Raw genomic sequence first — 17,243 nt, 5'->3', positions numbered from 1 at the left:
CGTCGATGTCAGATGGCGGGATAGGATTGCTTCTTGGTTCGCCGTCGTTCGGAAAGGGCTCGTCCCATGAAGTTTGAGGATTTTGAAGCCGCCGATGTTCAGGCCGAGGACGCGCGGATTTTCATACGCCGGGGCGGTTCTGGACCGGCCATTCTCCTGCTGCACGGATTTCCCCAGACGCATCTGATGTGGCGAGACGTTGCGCCGTTGCTCGCGCAAGACTTCACCGTCGTTTGTGCCGATCTTCGCGGATATGGTCGCAGCGCTTGTCCGCCCTCCAGCCCGGACCACGCGCCATATTCGAAACGGGCGATGGCAAAGGACATGGTGTCCGTCATGACAAAGCTTGGCTTCACCCGTTTCTCGGTAGCGGGCCATGATCGCGGCGGCCGCGTCGCTTATCGGCTTGCGCTCGACCATGGCGAACGCGTGGAACGGCTCGCCGTCCTCGACGTCGTTCCGATCGCCGATGCCTGGGAACGCGCCGACAAGAAACTGGCCGTCGGCTATTGGCCTTGGTCATTGCTCGCGCAGCCTGAGCCGCTCCCCGAGCGCCTCTTGTCCGCAGCACCGGATACCGTCGTCGACAATGCGCTCCATGGTTGGGGGTCGAGCGCAGACAGTTTCAGTTCAGCCGTACGGGCGGCCTACGTCGAGGCGTTGCGCGATGAGGCGCATGTTCATGCGATCTGCGAGGAATATCGCGCGGCGGCGACAATTGATCACGAGCACGATCTGGCCGATCGCAATTCCGGCCGTCGGATCGATTGCCCTGTTCTCGTCCTCTGGAGCGGCCGCGGACCGTTGAATTCATGGTATGCGGGCGCGGGTGGCCCCTTGGGGTTATGGCGAAACTGGGCCGGCGACGTGCAAGGAAAGCCGCTCGATGGAGGACATTTCTTCCCGGAGGAGCTTCCGCAGCAGACCGCCGACGAGTTGAACCGGTTCTGCGGCATGCGCTAACGGCGTGGCCGGCATGCCGCCACCGTGATTCCTTGCGGCCAAACGCAATGCTCCTGCCACGGTCGGTTCGCTTACGGTCGAGCATCACGCCAGAGCTGAATCAGCCGTTTCGCGCCACGAAAACCGCGGAAGGCTCCACCTCGATGAGGAACTCCTCTCTGGCAAGGCTTGGCACGCCAATCCAGGTTGTACACGGCGGATGATCGCCGAACGCCGCTTTGAGGGCGCAGCTGATGGCTTTGCCTTCGTGGAGGTGACTCTGCTTGATGTAGAGCCGCAACGCACCCACGTGGTCGAGTTTCGCACCAACGGATGCCAACGCAGCGCCAAGGTTTTCCAAGCTCTTGCTGAGTTGACGGCCGATGTCGCCAGCGCCGACGATGTTCTGTTCTGCGTCCCAGGCAACCTGGCCGGATACATACACGACGTCGCCAAACGGCGTGGGGACGGTCGCAACCTGCGCAAACCCGTAGCGCAGGCTATCGAAAATTCCGACAGGAACATGCACCGATCGGCTCATGAACGCTTCCCCTGGCCAGAGCGCCAGTCGGCGGCGCCATCAGTAGTGCAGAAAGCCAGCAAGCGGTGAAACGCAGCAGCCCGAACCCCGGCCTGTCCGACCTCCTGCGATGATGCCACTATGCTCCTGTTTTGCCCGACGAAGCAAATCGCGGGAGACGTCATTCGGAATGGGCGGCAACGATCGCGGCCAATTCTCCTCGGCTCGCTTGGGCAAACCGGACAGGGCGAGTCAAACCACGATCCCTTGGCTTTTTCGCTCCTGAATTCCTGCCCGACCCGCACCCAATCCCGCTCCCCACCTAACCCATTGACCTTGCAACCATCGTCTACTGTGCATGGGGTTGTTTTCGCAGTTTTGAGGTCGGGCTCGCCTGTTGCAGCGCAAGAGCGCAGCTGGCTGCCCCACAAGTCCCTTGCGTGGCTCCCGGGGTCGGCTACCGTTGCCGGGCTAGCCAATGCGGCAGTCGACCTTTTGATTCACGTTTTTTAGCATCCGATTGTTCGGCGCCGCTTTTGGCGCGACGCCCAGCGAACGAGGCGGGGCCATGATCACACGGGACCAGTCGGCATTGTTGGCGCCGGTCGAGCGCGATTTGCGGCTCGATCTCTTCCGCGGCATCGGCTTGTGGATGATCTTCCTCGACCACATCCCGCACGATGTCGTGGCCTGGCTGACGCTGCGCAATTTCGGCTTCAGCGATGCCGCCGAGTTCTTCGTCTTCATCTCCGGCTATCTCGTCGGCTGGATCTACGGGCCGATCGTCGCCGGCGGCTGGTTCCTCGCCGCGCTCAAGCGGCTGTGGCGCCGCGCGGCGGAGATGTACGTCGCCCACATCATGCTGTTCCTGCTGTTCACCGCGCAGATCGCCCGCACCGCGCGCCGCTTCGACAATCCGATGTACGAGCACGAGTTCAACGTGTTCAATTTCCTGGCGCATCCGGACGAGCTGATCGGGCAGGCGATCCTGTTGAAATACAAGCCGGTCAATCTCGACGTGCTGCCGCTCTACATCACGCTGGTGTTGGCCGCGCCCTTCATCGTGTGGGGCCTGGTGCGGCGGCCGAACCTGACGCTCGCCGGCTCGGTCGTGCTCTACATTCTGTCGCGCTGGTTCGACTGGAACGTGGCGTCCTATCCGCCCGGCAGCCACTGGTACTTCAATCCGTTCTGCTGGCAGCTGATGTTCGTGTTCGCGGCCTGGTGCGGCATCGGCCAGATCGACAAGATCGCCCGCTGGGTGTGGTCGAAGCCGGCGATGGCGCTGGCTGCGGCCTGGCTCGTCTTTGCGCTGCTGATCGTGATGACCTGGCACGTCCACGCGCTGGAAGCCCTGATCCCGAAATGGATGATCAAGGCGATCTACCCGATCGACAAGACCGACCTCGACATGCTGCGCTTCACTCACTTCCTGGCGCTGGCGATCTGGGTGACCTACTTCCTGACGCGCAAATGGCGGCCGCTGTACCGCGGCTGGCTGCGCCCCGTGATCCTCTGCGGCCAGCATTCGCTGCCGATCTTCTGCCTGGGCGTGTTCTTGTCGTTCTCGGCGCACTGGATCCTCACTCAGTACAACAAGGGCATCTGGGAGCAGCTTGCCGTCTCCATCGCCGGCATCGTCATCATGATTGGCGCGGCCTGGCTGCTCGACCGGGCCAAGCGGGTGCCGAACCTGTTCGTGAAGGTGACGGAGGTCGAGGAGACGACATTGCAAAGCACGCCGGCGGCGACGGCCGCGGCAGTGCCTGCGGCTCGTTGAAACATCGCGCATCCGGCTACCACGCGGCGAAGGAGAGATTCATGTCGAGACGTGTGTTGACCATCTCCGGCGTCCTGCTGCTCCTCACTTGCGCTGCATCGGCACAGACGCCCTCGCCGGAGGCGATGGACGCGGCGCGCAAGCTCGTGGTCACCTTGAAGATCGCGGACCCCTATCGCGCGCTATTGCCGCAGCTGCTGCTCAAGCTCCGCCCGGTGGTCGCGCAGGACCGGCCGGAGATCGAGCGCGACTATGACGCGATGACGGCCGCCGGCTCCGAGATCTACGCTCCGGCCCTTGCGGCGATCACCGACCAGATCGCCGCGCTCTATGCTGCGAGTTTCAGCGTCGACGAGTTGCGCCAGATCGAGGCGTTCTATGCCCAGCCCGTGGGGCAGAAGTTCCTGGCCAAGTCGGATGCGCTGGCGCAGGCGAGCGCGCAGGTCGGCCAGGACGTCAGCCAGAAGGTCGCCGACGACCTGAAGCTGCGTCTGATCGAGACGCTCCGGCAGAAGGGGCGCAAGCCCTGAGCCCTACTGATGTGCGGCATCCGTCGCGCAGATCCATTCAGCTGCGGCCTCAGTTTGACGGCGCTGACAGCGCCGACTACGCTCCGCGGAACACGAAAGCTCGCGGCATTTGTGCCGAGCGAAAATTCCACGGGGAAGAAATGACCGTCGACACCGCAGCCACCATCTCGAAAGCGCGCGAGCATTCCATCGGCGATCTGCTGCGCCGCTCCGCAGGCCGCGAGCCGAACAAGCTCGCGGTGAGCTGCGGCGATGTGAGCTGGAGCTTTGCCGAGATGGACGCGATCTGCAACCGGCTCGGCCGCGGCCTGCTCGGGCTCGGCGTGAAGAAGGGCGACCGCCTCGCGGTGCTCTCGCGCAACTCGCACGCCTTCGCGGCGCTGCGATTCGCCGTGGCACGGATCGGCGCCGTGCTGGTGCCGATCAACTTCATGCTCAATCCGGACGAGATCAATTTCATCCTGAAGAGCTCCGGCGCAAAGCTGCTCGCGACCGGACCCGACTTCGTCGAGCCGGCACGCGCGGCGAGCGCGAAGGATTGCGCGGTTGAGAAGATGATCTGGCTGCCGGGCGAGGATCCCGCCACCGCGCCGGCCGGCCTCACCACCTTCGACGATCTCTTGCATGCCGACGGCTCGTTCCTGGAAGCGTCGGTGGACAGCCGCGATCTCGCGCAGATCGTCTACACCTCAGGCACGGAATCGCTGCCGAAGGGCGCGATGCTGTCCCATGAAGCCGTGATGTGGCAATATGTCAGCTGCGTCATCGACGGCGGCATGAGTGCGGACGACAAGTTCCTGCACGCCCTGCCGCTCTATCACTGCGCCCAGCTGGACGTGTTCCTGGGCCCGCAGGTTTATCTCGGCGCCTCCGCCGTCATCACGGGCAAGCCGACCGCCGACAACATCCTGGCGCTGATCCAGGCGCACAGGATCACCTCGTTCTTCGCGCCGCCGACGATCTGGATCGCGATGCTGCGCTCGCCGAACTTCGACAAGACCGATCTGTCGACCTTGCAGAAGGGCTATTACGGCGCCTCGATCATGCCGGTGGAAGTCCTGCTCGAGCTTCAGCGCCGTCTGCCCGCCGTGAAATTCTGGAATTTCTACGGCCAGACCGAGATCGCGCCGCTCGCGACCGTGCTGCGGCCGGAGGATCAGCTCCGCAAGGCCGGGTCGGCCGGCAAGCCCGTGATCAATGTCGAGACGCGGGTCGTGAATACGGCGATGGAGGACGTCAAGGTCGGCGAAGTTGGCGAGATCGTGCATCGCTCGCCGCATCTGCTCTCCGGCTATTACAACGATCCGGTCAAAACCGCGGCGGCATTCGCCGGCGGCTGGTTTCACTCCGGCGATCTCGCCACCGTCGACGAGGAAGGCCACATCACCGTGGTCGACCGCGTCAAGGACATGATCAAGACCGGCGGCGAGAATGTCGCGAGCCGCGAAGTCGAGGAGATGGTCTACCGCATCCCCGCCGTCTCCGAGGTCGCGGTCGTGGGCCTGCCCGATCCGCGCTGGATTGAGGCGGTGACCGCCATCGTCGTGGTCAAGACCGGGGAAAAGCTCGACGAAGACACCGTCATCAAGCACTGCGCCGGCCAGATGGCGCATTTCAAGGTCCCCAAGCGCGTGATCTTCGTGGACGCCTTGCCGAAGAATCCGAGCGGCAAGCTGCTCAAGCGCGAGCTGCGCCAGCGCTTCGTCGGCGGCGAGACGCTCGACAAGGCGGTGCAGAAGAGCTTCGGGACCTAGCAGGCATCGTTCCGGCGCCGTCGCGGCGGAAGCGGCCTATTCGGCCTCGCTGGCCAGCTTCCTGACATCGTCGGGCGTCGCCCCGAAACGGCGGCGAAACGCGCGATGGAAGTAGGAGACGTCGTGAAATCCAGCGAGGTGCGCGATCTCGATGATCTTGCGCGAGCGCAGGCCCGGGTTCCGAAGCAGCCGCTCGGCGCGCAGCAGACGTTGCTCGAGCACGAAGCCGCTATAGGTGATGCCGGCCTTCTCGAACAGCAGCTGGATCGTGCGCGCGCTGATGCGGTGCGTGGCCGCAATGTCGGACAGCGACAGCGCGGCGCTGTCCAGCTGCGCCAGAATGTCGGCCTTGATGGCTTCGAAACGCGCCGCCGCAAGGCCGCGCAGTCGCGCCTCCTCGGCGACATCGCCGCGCGCTCCGATCATCAGCACGGCGAGGTCGAACAGGTGCTGCGAGACCGCATCGAGCTCCGCGGGGGCGAGCTTGTCGGCATGCGCGTGTGCGAGGTCGTAATACCGCAGGAACATCGACGTGATCGGGTTGGCACCAGGAATCGCGCGTGCAATCAGGTCCTCGGCGTTCGGGCACGCGCGCAGCAGCGCCTTGCGCGGCAGCAGCGCGGTCTGGAAATTGCCATGCGTTATCTGCGTGATGCGGGCGCCCTTGATCGAGGGATCGCCAATCGTGACGTCGCCCGCCGCGATCTCCAGCGGGCGCTTGCCCATCGCCCCGCTCAAGGCCGAATTGGGCGACATCGTAACGATCAACTCATCGTTCGTCCCCAATGACACGAAAGACATCGGCGTGCCGAACGAGGCCGAGAGTCTGAGGCGGGGAAGAATGGCCGGCGCAATGGTCCGGTGAACCCGTCCTTCGCCCACCGGCACGAAATCGACGTTAGCGACCTGCCGACAGAACTGCTCGCGCCATTGTTCATAGGCTGCACCGTTCGGGTCGCCATCGAATGAGAGCTGCGGCTGGGTCATCGATCGCCGGAACGCCTATTGCCGATTCATTGCGGTTCGCACTTTCGTCGGCGCGCCGGGGATGCGGCAACTCAAAAAGCACCGGATTGCGCAAAAAACCACTCGCAACTACGCGCCGAGCCAGCGACCAGGTGCCGCAGCCTGCTTATTGGGCAGATCGAAGGCGGGCAGTTTGCGCCGCGCCGGCCGTGCGGCGCTGTGGCTCAATACTTCTTCACCGCCGCGCCGAAAGTCAGCCATAGCGCGATCGACGCGAGGCCGAAGCCGCCAAGCAGCAGGAAGGTCGGCCCATAGCCGATCCATTGCGCGATCCAGCCGCCGAGGGCGGGACTGAGGCTCGCGCCGACGCCCTGCACGGTGATCACGGCGCCCTGGCCGAGATTGATGCGGCCGGTGCCGTTGAGCGAGCGCGCGACCATGCCGGGGACGGCGACGGTCTGCAGTCCGGTGCCGATGCCGTCGAGCACCTGCATCGGCACCACGCCCCACCATCCCGTGACGAAGAAGGCGAGCACGCCGCGGACCGGCAAGAACATGAAAGACACCAGGATCACCGGCCAGTAGTTGCGCTTGCTCGCGGCCTTCATCGCGATCAGCGACGTCACGGTCATCACGCCTTGTGCGATCACCACGGTGGTTGCGACGAAGCTCGGCCCGTTGGCTTGTCCCTCGGCGACCGCGGCAAGTCCGTACAGCGGCACGATCGCGGCATTGCCGAGATGGAACAGCGCGAGGGCGAGAGCCAGCACGAGCAGCGCCTTGTGCTTCAGCAGCATCGCCATCGCATCCGGCGGCGCCTTGGAATCGTCTTCCTTGCTGCCGCGCGCGGCACGGTCGTCGATCGCCTCGGCTGGAATCATCATGACGCAGGCGATGGCGATGGCACCGAACACGGCCGCCAGCGCGAACACGGCGACATAGCCGAACTTGTAGCCGAGATAGCCCGACAATGCGGCGCCAACCATGTTGCCGGCATGGTTGAAGGCTTGGTTGCGGCCGTTGAGCGCATTGAAGCCCTTCTGCTTGGCGATGCCGAGCGTGATGCCCGTGACCGCCGGCACGATTGCGGCGCTCGCCAGCGATTGCGCGACTTGCGAGAACGTCACCGCCCAGAAATTTTGCGAGATCAGGATGATCGCGGATGCGAGGACGACGCAGATGCCGGGAATGACGACCCAGAGCCGCTTGTTGCGGCTGGAATCGATGAAGCCGCCGATCGGCGTGGTGATCAGCATGCCGGCGACATTGCCGATGGTCATGGCGGTGCCGATCAGCCCGCTGGCCCAGCCGCGCTCCTGGAGGAAGACCCCGACGAACGGCCCGATGCCCGACTGCATGTCGGCCATGAAGAAGTTGAGCGCGAACAGGGGCCAGATGCGAGACGTTGAAGGGCGCGATGTCATCGAGACGCTGAACTTGATGCTGCCGATCGAATCGGATCTCGCATGAGGCGGGGTCGGCGGGCGCTGCGGGTGCCCGAGGCGGACCAGAACTTAACCTGCTCTCATCGCATTGGTTCCGGTTGCTCTTGCGATCCGACGACTGCGACGTCATGTCTTGCAACGATGGAATTAAGATGGATCACCGCAATGGCCTTCTGGACCTGCGCAACCTGCGGCGCTCAATTCCCGGATAGCAGAAATCCCCCTGCGGCCTGTCCGATCTGCGAGGACGAGCGCCAGTTCGTCGGCTGGAGCGGTCAGGCCTTCCTCACGCGCGAGGAGCTCGCGCGCGAGCACCGACTGGTGATGCGCGACGATCTCGGCCTGACCGGGATCGGGATGGAGCCCAGCTTTGCCATTGGTCAGCGCGCGCTGCTGGTGCCCGACGGCAATGGCTGCGTGATGTGGGATTGCCTTCCGCTCGCGACCGACGAGGTCAACCAGCACGTCGCAGCACTCGGCGGCCTCAAGGCGATCGCGATCTCGCATCCGCATTACTATGGCGCGGCCGCCGACTGGAGCGACACGTTCGGCGGCGTGCCGGTCTATTTGCACGCCGACGATCGCGCCTTCGTCACGCGGCCTCATCCGGCGATCGTGCACTGGACCGGTGAAAGCCATCGCCTCTCCGAGGGCGTGCTGCTGCTGCGCACCGGCGGCCACTTTGCCGGCGCCACGGTGCTGCACTATGCGCATGGTGCGGACGGGAAGGGCGCGTTGCTCACGGGGGATATCGCGCAGGTGACGATGGACCGGCGCTTCGTCAGCTTCATGTATTCCTATCCGAACTACATGCCGCTCAACGCCGCCGCGGTGCGGCGCATTGCGTCAGCCGTCGAGCCGCTCGCCTTCGACCGGATCTACGGCGCCTGGTGGGGCCGTAACATCGCCAGCGGTGCCAAGGCTGCGTTTGCTGCGTCCGTCGCGCGCTATCTCGCGGCCATCGCCTGAGCCGGGCTGCGGATCGGATTTATCTTGCCGCTCTCGAATAACTGTACTAAAGGTACATTATAAGGCGAGCGGCGCAACTGCGAAAGCCGGCATGATCGATGCATCGCGGTCGCCGAGAAGGCCGCCGTGAGCGGGAGCTGGGTGCATGACGGCGCAACGCGATTACGAGATTTTCAAGGCCGGCGACGTCACGCTCCAGTCCGGGACCGTGTTTCCCGCGCTGAAGCTCGCCTACAAGACCTACGGCACGCTGAGCGCCGACAGGGACAACGTCATTCTCTATCCGACCTCGTTCAGCGCGCAGCACACCGACATTGAATGGCTGATCGGTCCCGACGGCGTGCTCGATCCCACGCGTTATTTCATCATCATCCCGAACCTGTTCGGCAATGGCCTGTCATCCTCGCCCTCGAACACGCCCGCGCCCTTCCCCGAGGTGAGCTATCACGATGCCATCGCGGTCCAGCACCGGCTGCTCACCGAACACTTCGGCATCTCGAAGCTTGCGCTGGTCTATGGCTGGTCGATGGGTGGCATGCAGGCCTATCACTGGTCGGCGCTGCATCCGGACATGGTCGCGCGCGCCGCGGTCGTCTGCGGCAGCGCCCGCTGTGCCCCCTACAACCACGTCTTCCTCGAAAGCGTGAAGGCCGCGCTCTCGACCGATCCCGCCTTCCGCGACGGCCGTTTCGTGGAAAGACCTGTCGCCGGCTATCGTGCCATGGGGCGCGTCTATGCCGGCTGGGCGATGTCGCACGGCTTCTATCGCGACGAAGTCTGGCGCGAAGCTGGCTTCACCTCACTCGAGGATTATCTCACCCGCGCCTGGGATGCGACCTTCGCGCGGCGCGATGCCAACGATCTTCTGGCGCAAATCGGCATCTGGCAGCGTGGCGACATCAGCCGCTGTGCGGCCTTCGCCGGCGATCTCGACCGCGCGCTGGCGGCGATCAAGGCCCACATGCTCCTGTTGCCTGGCGCGACCGACCGCTATTTCGACCTCCGCGATAACGAGGACGAGCTCGGCAAGCTCGTCAATGCAAAGTCAGCCGTGCTGCATCCGATCCCATCGCTGCATGGCCACCGCGCCGGCAACCCCGTCAACAATCCGCACGACCAGGCCTTCATCAAGGCCGAGATCGCCGAGCTTCTCCGCAAATAGGGCACGCAACCGATCATGAGCGACGCAACCAATTCGGACGCCGGCCATCGCCTGAAGCCGTTGACGCCGGCCACGCTGCGCGAATTGTCGGTTCGCTCCGACGTCAGCGGTGCGGTGCAGAGCATCAGTCATTACGGCGTGATCGTGCTGATGGGCGCGCTGATCTTTTTCGTTTCGTCGAGCTGGGGCGTGCTCTGGGCGCTGCCGCTGATGGTGGTGCAGGGCTATGTCGTCGCCTTCCTGTTCATGGCGGTGCACGAGACCGCGCACAAGACCGCGTTCAGGAGCCGCGGCCTCAATCTCGGCGTCGGTTATCTCTCGGCATTCATCATCGGGCTGCCTTACGAATATTACTGCCTGTTTCACTGGGACCATCATCGCTACACGCAGGATCCGGAAAGGGATCCCGAGCTGATCGTTGGCGTGAAGCCGACGTCCGACACCCAGCTTGCGCTCGCCTATAGCGGCCTGCTCCAGGTCGCCGGCCGTCTGCGGCTGATGCTGGGCCATGCGATCACCGGCAAGGTCGTCGTGCCATGGATACCCGAGAGCAAGCGCAGCACCATCGTGGCCGAGGCGCGCGCCTATGTCGCGCTCTACGCCCTGCTGCTCGCGCTCTCGCTGTGGTTCTCTTCAGCGCTGCTGCTCTGGGTCTGGATCGTGCCGCTGATCATCGGGCAGTGCTTCCTGCGGCCCTATCTCTATGCCGAGCATACCGGCTGCGACCGCACCCGCAGCGCCTTTCAGAACACCCGCACCACCTATACCGGTGCCATCGTCAAATGGTTCGCGTGGAACATGCCCTATCATGTCGAGCACCACGCTTATCCCTCGATCCCCTTTCACGCGCTGCCGAAGCTCAACGCGATCGTCGATGGCGAGATCGTCCATCGCGGCCGCGGCTACATCAGAACGACGCGCGAGACCTGGGCCTGGTTTCGCCGGCAGCGGCAGGCGGGCTAGCTCAATGCAAAACTCCGGCCGCGATGCGACCGGAGCTTTGTCGTGAAGGCGAGATATCAGTAGATCCCGTAGGCGCAGACATTCACGACGCGCACGCGCAGGCCGTGACGGGTCTGGACCAGGCGCTCCTGGTAGCAATTGCTGACGCCGGTGTTGACATAGACGCCGCCGAAGCCCCAGCCGGGACCCCAGTGATGACCCCAGTGGTGATGATGGAAGCCACCGGCCGAAGCGGCGGTGGGCGCGAGAGCGGCAACGCCGAGCGAACCGGCGGCGATCAGACCAAGTGCAAGCTTACGAAACATCTTCATTCTCCATTCGGCGCTAGGGCCAGTGTTGCGTCCCTGGCTTTCGGTCGAGACGAGACGCGATCGCGTTCATGGCAGGCGCGAAGAATCGTGTTTCAGGAATGTTTCGTCGGCTGCAGCAAAATGTGCCGCGATCAGGCTTTGCGCGCCGCGGGATAGCGCGCGGCCATCGCTTGCGTCATCTCGGCCATCTTGGCGCGGAGATCGGCGGGTTCCAGGACTTCGGCCTCCGGGCCAAGCCGCAGCAGTTCGGCCGCTGCGTGCCACGACGTCTTGCCGACCGGGACGCGCGCAATGCGCCAGCCGTCTGCGTCGGTCGTCTCCTCGAGCTGCGTGCGCGCCTTGACGTAGGGCTGGCTCAGCGCGTCGAGCAGCTTGACGCCGAACGGCGACAGCCGGACGATCGCGACATTGGGATGCATCTCGGCTTCGAGACGAAGTGTCGCAGCGTGCCAGTAAGCAGCGAGATCGAAATCGGCGGGGCGGTCGAAGCGGTCATCGAGCGCCGCGCAGTCGAGCACGCGTGCGACGCGATAGGTGTGCACGCTGCCGTCGACTTGTCCTGCGAGATACCAGCTGCCGCCCTTCAGCACGAGGCCGAGCGGTGCGACACGGCGCTGCTTCTCCGCACGCTAGCTCTGGTACCGAATCCTGATCAGCGTCCCGCGCAGCACCGCGCCGGCGATGGTGCGCAGGTGCTTCGGGTCTTCCGCTTCGCCGAACCAGCCGGGCGCGTCCAGGTGGAAACGCTCCTGCATCCGCCCGGCATCCTCCCGCAGATTCGCAGGCAGGGCCGCCATCAGCTTGTTTTGGGCGGCGATCATCGCGGCATCGAGCCCGAGCGCCGCGGCCGGGCCTGGCAACCCCGCCAGGAACAGTGCGCCGGCCTCGCTCTGCGACAGCCCGTTCAGCCGCACGCGATAGCCGTCGAGCAGGCGATAGCCGCCTTCCGCGCCACGGTCGGCGTAAACGGGAACGCCGGACGCCGCGAGCGCGTCGATGTCGCGATAGATCGTGCGCACCGACACTTCGCAGGCCTCCGCGAGTTCGGGCGCGGTGACCTGTCCCCTGGCCTGGAGGGTGGTGAGGATCGACAGCATCCGGCTCGCGCGCATGATCCCTTAAACCATACCTGACACAGGATGTCAGGTATGGTTCGCTACAAGGCTCGCCTCGCCAGACGGCACCGAGGAGACCCCGCCATGACCGATTCGAACCGCATCACGCTGTATTATTCGCCCCAGACGCGCGCCACCGGGACGCGGGTGCTGCTGGAGGAGCTGGGTGCGCCCTACGATCTCCATGTCCTCAACATGAAGGCCGGCGAGCAGCGCAAGCCCGCCTATCTCGCCATCAACCCGCTCGGCAAGGTGCCTGCGGTTCGCCACGGCGAGGCGCTGGTGACCGAGCAGGTTGCGATCACCATCTATCTCGCCGATCTGTTCCCGCAGGCGGGGTTGACGCCCGCTCTGAACGATCCGCTGCGCGGGCCTTATCTGCGCTGGATCGCCTATTACGGGTCGTCGTTCGAGCCGGCCTTGATCGACAAGTTCATGCAGCGTGAGCCAGCGCCGATCACGCAATCGCCTTATGCCGATTACGATACGATGCTGGGTGCGCTCGAGGCCCAGCTGGCGAAAGGACCCTATCTGCTCGGCGAGCGCATGACGGCGGCGGACGTTTTGTGGGGCGTCGCCTTCAGCTGGACCATGATGTTCGGCATCGTGCCGAAGAAGGACGTCTTCGTCCGTTACGCCGAGCGCATGACGGCGTGGCCGGCGTTCCAGCGCATCACCGCGGCGGATGAGGAGATGGCGGCGCAGCATGCCGCTGTGGCGGGCGAATGAGAGGGCGCTTCAAAACCGCGGTGCCCGCTTCTCGGCGAATGCCTTGATGCCTTCCTTGATCTCGTCGCCGCGCATGCTGTCGCGGTGGCGCCGGTCGGCGGCGGCTTCGTCGAGCTCGCCGCGGGCGAACTCGTTGATCGCGCGCTTCATGCCGCGCATCGCCTGCGGCGCGTTGCCGGCGAGGATCGCAGCGAGCTTGTCGACCTCCTCGTCCAGGAATTCGATCGGCACCATCGCCGTGAGATAGCCGATGCGCAGCATCTCCGGCGCGCTGATCTTCTGCGCGGTCAGGAACAGCTTCTTCGCATTGTCGACGCCGAGGCGGGTGACGTAGCGTTTGATCCCGCTCGGGTAATAATGCAGGCCGAGCCGCGCCGCCGGCATGAACATTTCCGCGGTATCGACGCCGATGCGGAAATCGCAAGCGAGTGCGAGGTCGGTCGAGCCGCCATAGACCCCGCCATTGAGCCGGCAGATCGTCGGTACGCCGAGATCCTCGAGCCGGTTGACCACCGCCTCGAAGGCGGAGCCCGCGCTCTGCTGCTCGCTCGCGCTGACCGCGCGTTCCGCCACTGAATTGAGATCGTAGCCGGCGGAGAAGGCGCGCCCGGTTCCGGTCAGCACCAGCACGTGAATTGCGGGGTCGGCCTCGATCCGGTCGAACAGTCTGACGAGCTCGTCGAGATCCTCCGCCTGCAGCCGGTTGAGATGTTTCGGCCGGTTGAGGCGGATGGTGGCGCGGGCGCCGGTGACTTCGAGCAGCGGGCCGGTGGCTGCGTCGGCTGTGTCCGACATTCTTGTCTCCATTACTTACTTGTTTTCGCGCGCGCGCCGCTTTGCTTCCGCATCGATGGTTTCGGCGAGATCCGGATGCCGTGCCATCAGCACGCGGAAATCGACGAGGTCGAGCACCAGCAGCTGCGACACCTTCGTGGTCGAGACGTTGGCCCCGCGCTTGTTGTTGCCGAGCAGCGCCATCTCGCCGAAGAAGGCGCCTTCGCCGAGCTGCACCTTCTTGCCGGGCAGATCGACCTCGACCTCGCCGGCGGCGATGAAATACATGCAGTCGCCCTGCGCACCTTTGCGGATGATCGTGCTGCGCGCCGGCAGCTCGATGGTGCGCAGCATGTGGGTGACGTCGGCGATCGCCGCCGGTCCCAGGGTTGCGAAGAACGGCACCTTGCTGACGGATTCCCAGGTCTTGAGGAAATTGTCGCGCCGTGTCTCCGCGGCAAAACCGGTCGCCAGGATACCGGTCCAGAGGCCGAACACGCCGAGGCCCGAGATCATCACCAGCGCTGCCACCAAGCGGCCAAGGGGGGTGACCGGCACGACGTCGCCATAGCCGGTCGTGGTCAGGGTCACCACCGCCCACCACAATGCGCTCGGGACGCTGCCGAATGTCTGCGGCTGCACGTCCCGCTCCAGGAAATATTCAGCGACGGAGGCGAGGAAGACCACCATCAGGAAGATCACGAGCACGCTGACCAACGGCCCCGATTCCAGCACCAGAACGCGGCGCAGCTGCCGCAGACCGGGAATGCCCGGCACCACCTTCAGCACCCAGAGCACGCTGAGCAACCAGGCCGTCTTCGGCTCGACGCCGAGGAGAAGCGCGGCCGGTACGGCCAGCGCCCCGATCGCATCGACGATACCGGCGGAGGAGGAGACGTAGAGCGAAAGCCGCCCTTGCCGCGCCATATGGCGCAGTCGCACCAGCCATTCGAACACGAAATAGGCGAGGCAGGTCCAGAGCAGGGCGCCGACCCAGCCCCACGCCTCTTTGGCCCGGTTGTCCGTCAGCAGCACCATGCCGAGCACGCCGACGGTCACCGCGACATAGGCCGCCTTGGTCATGTTGCGGCCGGCCGTGGCGGCCGCGAACTGGGCCAGAGCGGAGATCAGCGGCTTGGACATGCGAAGAAGGCTATTCGGTCTCGGGGCAGGTCTCGAGGCCCCGAATGGGACGTCGGCGCCAAAGTGCCTGCCCGGGCGGAGGCCGTCAACGACGGTGCAGGTCGTTTTGCCGGCGTCGCTGCGCCGGGCCCGCCGTCGGTGCCGCCATCGCCGGCGGGGTGCTACCTGAAATGTGGCGGTTCGTCGTAGCCGCGGCGACTGCTGAAGAACAGCAGCACCATCAGCCCGACGCCGACGATGACGGAAAACCCCGCGCCCAGCGCCAGTGCCACATAGCCTTCCGTCGGGATCGGCTCACCTTCGACCGCCATTGCGGAATAGGCAAAGTAGCCGGCCGCCGCCAGCATTGCCAGAAGGAGGATGATGAGGAGTGCACGCATGCCGCGTTCTCCGGTTGCAACCGGAAACCAACGGTTGCGAATGGGCAGGGTTCCAGGCGGCTGATCGGACGGGAAGCCTCCGCGTCGTGCCCCCGGACGCGGCGCAGCACGAAGTGATGCGTCGCAGAGCCGGGGCCCATGTGGCAACGCATACCGTGGTCGGTTCCTGGGTCCCGGCTCAGCGCTGCAACGCCTTCGGCATTACAGCTTGTCCGGGACACGAAAGTTTCTACTTGTCCAATCCGGCGGTATCAGGCGCTCTGGGCGGTCTTCACCACCACGACGTTGCTGTCGTCCAGCGGAGCCGGCCCGGCATCGCGCCCCGTCTTGTCAGCCTCGCCGGCATGACGTTTCAGATAGTCGCGGCGCATGCCGATCTCGTCGCGGACGAACTCGTAGCCGAGCTTGAAGGTGTCGAGCCCGTCGGTACTGATCGTGCCGTCCCTGAGGCCGATGACGGCACCGCGCAAGATGGTCTCGAGCTCATCCTGTAGACATTCGAGCTGATCCAGCGAGTGGGCGTGCTCGATCCGCTCGCCGATGTCGAGAATGGCAGTCGAAAGCTCGCTGGCCTTCTCCGGCGCGATACGGGTGATCTTGGCGTAGATCGCGGCGAAGATCGAGCCGATGATGCTGAGCGCTGCGGCGCCCAGATACATCAGGTCGCTGTATTTATCCATGAACGACTTGGTATCGTCGTTGATGTAGTCGGCGGCGCCCCGATGCGCGATCACGAAGGCGTCCTTCTCGACCGAGGCCGGCTCGATCCTGGTGGCAAAGCCGTTGTCGAGCCCGAGCGCCGACTTGTTCTCGTAGACGATGCGCGCGAGCTCGCCGGCCGTGGTCGGGGACATCCTGGATTGCGCGACCAGCAGCCATTCGAGCCCGATCGTGTCGAGATCGTCGTCGGGAATCTGCGGGGACGTCGACACCGAGCCCGCTGTCACGGTCTCGTCGGAAATGCCGGGGAATTTGCGCGCCAGCGTCTTGGCTTCGTCGATGGCGTTCAGCGTGAAGCCGCCGCGCTTGGCGGCTTGCTCGTAGGATTTGTCCCGGATCGCCTTCGAGGCATGGACGATGGCGATCACTGCGCTGAAGCCGTTTGCCGGGGCAAACAGCTTGTCGAGCGTCGCGCCCTGCGGCGCCATCTGGATTTTCGTAGCCTCGGGACCATCGGGGACGTCGAGGATGCTGCGCACGAAGGCGAGCGAGGATTCGTTCTCGGCGACGACGGCGACTTTCTTCTTCTTCAATTCGGCGAGCGACTTGATCTTCTTGTTGCCGGGACCGAGCAGGAGCACGAGATCGTGCTCGAGGATCGCGAGTGTACGCGCCCGCAGCGGCACCTTTGCGTCCGTGCGCAGCACGGTGAGGTCGGCCTGCCTGCGGTCGAACTGCGCGAGCGCCTTGGCATTGTCGGCGTTGCTGACGATGTTGATCCGGAAGCGCGATGCGTTGTTCTTCAGGAGGGCGGCGAGCTTGGCTGCGAACAGCGCCTCGTCGCTGTTGGGACCGCCGACGGCGAAGGTCAGCGTCTCCGAATTGTGCACCAGCGTGCGGCCGGCCCAGACGGTGGCAAGCGACAGCAGCAGGGTCAGCACGACGTAGAGGAAAACCTGCTGCTGGTTGGTCTTGATCACCTTGGGACGCCGGGGCGGTGGCACGGTCGGCGATGCAGTGGGGCCTTCAGTACTCATGGCAGCACTCTGGCCTTATCGTTTGGCTGACGGCGCCTGGCTTGGAAGCGCAGCCGGCCCGGT

General features: G+C 64.8%; 16 protein-coding genes and 1 pseudogene. 8 read left to right on the top strand and 9 right to left on the bottom strand.

Annotation, left to right across the window (positions count from 1 at the left end; translation table 11 throughout):
* The first annotated feature begins 66 nt into the window (after nt 1-66).
* Nucleotides 67-963, top strand: a complete 897-nt coding sequence (locus AB7M16_RS14880) for an alpha/beta fold hydrolase (protein ID WP_453944323.1) — start codon at nt 67-69, stop codon at nt 961-963.
* 100 nt (nt 964-1,063) lie between these two features.
* Here AB7M16_RS14880 and AB7M16_RS14875 read toward each other — a convergent pair whose 3' ends face one another.
* Nucleotides 1,064-1,483 carry a RidA family protein gene (locus tag AB7M16_RS14875; protein WP_453944322.1) on the bottom strand — a complete coding sequence of 140 codons (420 nt, stop codon included), beginning with the start codon at nt 1,481-1,483 and terminating at the stop codon, nt 1,064-1,066.
* Between the two features lie 547 nt (nt 1,484-2,030).
* On the opposite strand from AB7M16_RS14875, the gene AB7M16_RS14870 reads away from it, so the two are divergent.
* The 3 genes from AB7M16_RS14870 (at nt 2,031) to AB7M16_RS14860 (ending at nt 5,526) form a co-directional block, all read left to right on the top strand.
* Complete coding sequence (locus tag AB7M16_RS14870) at nt 2,031-3,242, top strand: OpgC domain-containing protein (protein ID WP_453944321.1); 1,212 nt, start codon at nt 2,031-2,033, stop codon at nt 3,240-3,242.
* Nucleotides 3,243-3,283: 41 nt separating this feature from the next.
* The gene (locus tag AB7M16_RS14865) at nt 3,284-3,772 is read left to right on the top strand and encodes a DUF2059 domain-containing protein (protein WP_453944320.1); all 489 of its coding nucleotides are present in this window, start codon (nt 3,284-3,286) and stop codon (nt 3,770-3,772) included.
* Between the two features lie 140 nt (nt 3,773-3,912).
* Nucleotides 3,913-5,526 carry an acyl-CoA synthetase gene (locus AB7M16_RS14860; protein ID WP_453944319.1) on the top strand — a complete coding sequence of 538 codons (1,614 nt, stop codon included), beginning with the start codon at nt 3,913-3,915 and terminating at the stop codon, nt 5,524-5,526.
* Nucleotides 5,527-5,562: 36 nt separating this feature from the next.
* Here AB7M16_RS14860 and AB7M16_RS14855 read toward each other — a convergent pair whose 3' ends face one another.
* Both AB7M16_RS14855 and AB7M16_RS14850 read right to left on the bottom strand, forming a co-directional pair.
* A complete protein-coding gene (locus AB7M16_RS14855) occupies nt 5,563-6,513 on the bottom strand; it encodes an AraC family transcriptional regulator (RefSeq protein ID WP_172787063.1) in 951 nt (316 codons plus the stop codon).
* Nucleotides 6,514-6,716: 203 nt separating this feature from the next.
* Entirely contained in the window at nt 6,717-7,916 is a 1,200-nt protein-coding gene (locus AB7M16_RS14850; protein WP_212260079.1) for an MFS transporter, read from the bottom strand.
* A 186-nt stretch (nt 7,917-8,102) separates the two neighbouring features.
* Between AB7M16_RS14850 and AB7M16_RS14845 the strand changes: the two genes are divergently transcribed.
* The 3 genes from AB7M16_RS14845 to AB7M16_RS14835 all read left to right on the top strand — a co-directional run bounded on the left by AB7M16_RS14845 (nt 8,103) and on the right by AB7M16_RS14835 (nt 11,031).
* Nucleotides 8,103-8,906: an MBL fold metallo-hydrolase gene (locus AB7M16_RS14845; protein WP_453944318.1), complete on the top strand. Its 804-nt coding sequence runs from the start codon at nt 8,103-8,105 to the stop codon at nt 8,904-8,906.
* A gap of 145 nt (nt 8,907-9,051) precedes the next feature.
* Nucleotides 9,052-10,068, top strand: coding sequence for an alpha/beta fold hydrolase (locus tag AB7M16_RS14840; protein ID WP_453944317.1), 1,017 nt, complete (start codon nt 9,052-9,054; stop codon nt 10,066-10,068).
* Between the two features lie 15 nt (nt 10,069-10,083).
* Complete coding sequence (locus tag AB7M16_RS14835) at nt 10,084-11,031, top strand: fatty acid desaturase (RefSeq protein WP_453944316.1); 948 nt, start codon at nt 10,084-10,086, stop codon at nt 11,029-11,031.
* 56 nt (nt 11,032-11,087) lie between these two features.
* Here AB7M16_RS14835 and AB7M16_RS14830 read toward each other — a convergent pair whose 3' ends face one another.
* Nucleotides 11,088-11,336 (bottom strand): hypothetical protein, encoded by a 249-nt coding sequence (locus tag AB7M16_RS14830; protein ID WP_027574962.1) that lies wholly within the window; start codon nt 11,334-11,336, stop codon nt 11,088-11,090.
* A gap of 137 nt (nt 11,337-11,473) precedes the next feature.
* Nucleotides 11,474-12,454 (bottom strand): annotated as a pseudogene (locus tag AB7M16_RS14825) (helix-turn-helix transcriptional regulator).
* Nucleotides 12,455-12,541: 87 nt separating this feature from the next.
* On the opposite strand from AB7M16_RS14825, the gene AB7M16_RS14820 reads away from it, so the two are divergent.
* On the top strand, nt 12,542-13,186 hold the full coding sequence (locus AB7M16_RS14820) for a glutathione S-transferase family protein (protein ID WP_453944315.1): 645 nt from the start codon (nt 12,542-12,544) through the stop codon (nt 13,184-13,186).
* A 9-nt stretch (nt 13,187-13,195) separates the two neighbouring features.
* On the opposite strand, the gene AB7M16_RS14815 is transcribed toward AB7M16_RS14820, so the two are convergent.
* The 4 genes from AB7M16_RS14815 to AB7M16_RS14800 all read right to left on the bottom strand — a co-directional run bounded on the left by AB7M16_RS14815 (nt 13,196) and on the right by AB7M16_RS14800 (nt 17,180).
* Nucleotides 13,196-13,981, bottom strand: coding sequence for an enoyl-CoA hydratase/isomerase family protein (locus tag AB7M16_RS14815; RefSeq protein WP_260381067.1), 786 nt, complete (start codon nt 13,979-13,981; stop codon nt 13,196-13,198).
* Between the two features lie 15 nt (nt 13,982-13,996).
* On the bottom strand, nt 13,997-15,103 hold the full coding sequence (locus tag AB7M16_RS14810; protein WP_453944314.1) for a cyclic nucleotide-gated ion channel: 1,107 nt from the start codon (nt 15,101-15,103) through the stop codon (nt 13,997-13,999).
* A gap of 161 nt (nt 15,104-15,264) precedes the next feature.
* Nucleotides 15,265-15,483, bottom strand: coding sequence for a hypothetical protein (locus tag AB7M16_RS14805; protein ID WP_035997220.1), 219 nt, complete (start codon nt 15,481-15,483; stop codon nt 15,265-15,267).
* Between the two features lie 251 nt (nt 15,484-15,734).
* Nucleotides 15,735-17,180, bottom strand: a complete 1,446-nt coding sequence (locus tag AB7M16_RS14800) for a TAXI family TRAP transporter solute-binding subunit (protein ID WP_453944313.1) — start codon at nt 17,178-17,180, stop codon at nt 15,735-15,737.
* Nucleotides 17,181-17,243 lie beyond the last annotated feature (63 nt).

It is taken from the genome of Bradyrhizobium sp. USDA 372, from assembly GCF_053629095.1.
Note: the sequence above shows the minus strand (reverse complement) of the source record. Positions and strands in the feature narration are given on the sequence as shown.

What these genes read in the sequence shown, in the direction of transcription:
- AB7M16_RS14865 (WP_453944320.1), top strand. Translation starts at nt 3,284, where the DNA reads ATGTCGAGACGTGTGTTGACCATCTCCGGCGTCCTGCTGCTCCTCACT.
- AB7M16_RS14820 (WP_453944315.1), top strand. Translation starts at nt 12,542, where the DNA reads ATGACCGATTCGAACCGCATCACGCTGTATTATTCGCCCCAGACGCGC.
- AB7M16_RS14880 (WP_453944323.1), top strand. Translation starts at nt 67, where the DNA reads ATGAAGTTTGAGGATTTTGAAGCCGCCGATGTTCAGGCCGAGGACGCG.
- AB7M16_RS14835 (WP_453944316.1), top strand. Translation starts at nt 10,084, where the DNA reads ATGAGCGACGCAACCAATTCGGACGCCGGCCATCGCCTGAAGCCGTTG.
- AB7M16_RS14860 (WP_453944319.1), top strand. Translation starts at nt 3,913, where the DNA reads ATGACCGTCGACACCGCAGCCACCATCTCGAAAGCGCGCGAGCATTCC.
- AB7M16_RS14870 (WP_453944321.1), top strand. Translation starts at nt 2,031, where the DNA reads ATGATCACACGGGACCAGTCGGCATTGTTGGCGCCGGTCGAGCGCGAT.
- AB7M16_RS14810 (WP_453944314.1), bottom strand. Translation starts at nt 15,103, where the DNA reads ATGTCCAAGCCGCTGATCTCCGCTCTGGCCCAGTTCGCGGCCGCCACG.
- AB7M16_RS14875 (WP_453944322.1), bottom strand. Translation starts at nt 1,483, where the DNA reads ATGAGCCGATCGGTGCATGTTCCTGTCGGAATTTTCGATAGCCTGCGC.
- AB7M16_RS14850 (WP_212260079.1), bottom strand. Translation starts at nt 7,916, where the DNA reads ATGACATCGCGCCCTTCAACGTCTCGCATCTGGCCCCTGTTCGCGCTC.
- AB7M16_RS14805 (WP_035997220.1), bottom strand. Translation starts at nt 15,483, where the DNA reads ATGCGTGCACTCCTCATCATCCTCCTTCTGGCAATGCTGGCGGCGGCC.
- AB7M16_RS14855 (WP_172787063.1), bottom strand. Translation starts at nt 6,513, where the DNA reads ATGACCCAGCCGCAGCTCTCATTCGATGGCGACCCGAACGGTGCAGCC.
- AB7M16_RS14840 (WP_453944317.1), top strand. Translation starts at nt 9,052, where the DNA reads ATGACGGCGCAACGCGATTACGAGATTTTCAAGGCCGGCGACGTCACG.
- AB7M16_RS14830 (WP_027574962.1), bottom strand. Translation starts at nt 11,336, where the DNA reads ATGTTTCGTAAGCTTGCACTTGGTCTGATCGCCGCCGGTTCGCTCGGC.
- AB7M16_RS14815 (WP_260381067.1), bottom strand. Translation starts at nt 13,981, where the DNA reads ATGTCGGACACAGCCGACGCAGCCACCGGCCCGCTGCTCGAAGTCACC.
- AB7M16_RS14845 (WP_453944318.1), top strand. Translation starts at nt 8,103, where the DNA reads ATGGCCTTCTGGACCTGCGCAACCTGCGGCGCTCAATTCCCGGATAGC.
- AB7M16_RS14800 (WP_453944313.1), bottom strand. Translation starts at nt 17,180, where the DNA reads ATGAGTACTGAAGGCCCCACTGCATCGCCGACCGTGCCACCGCCCCGG.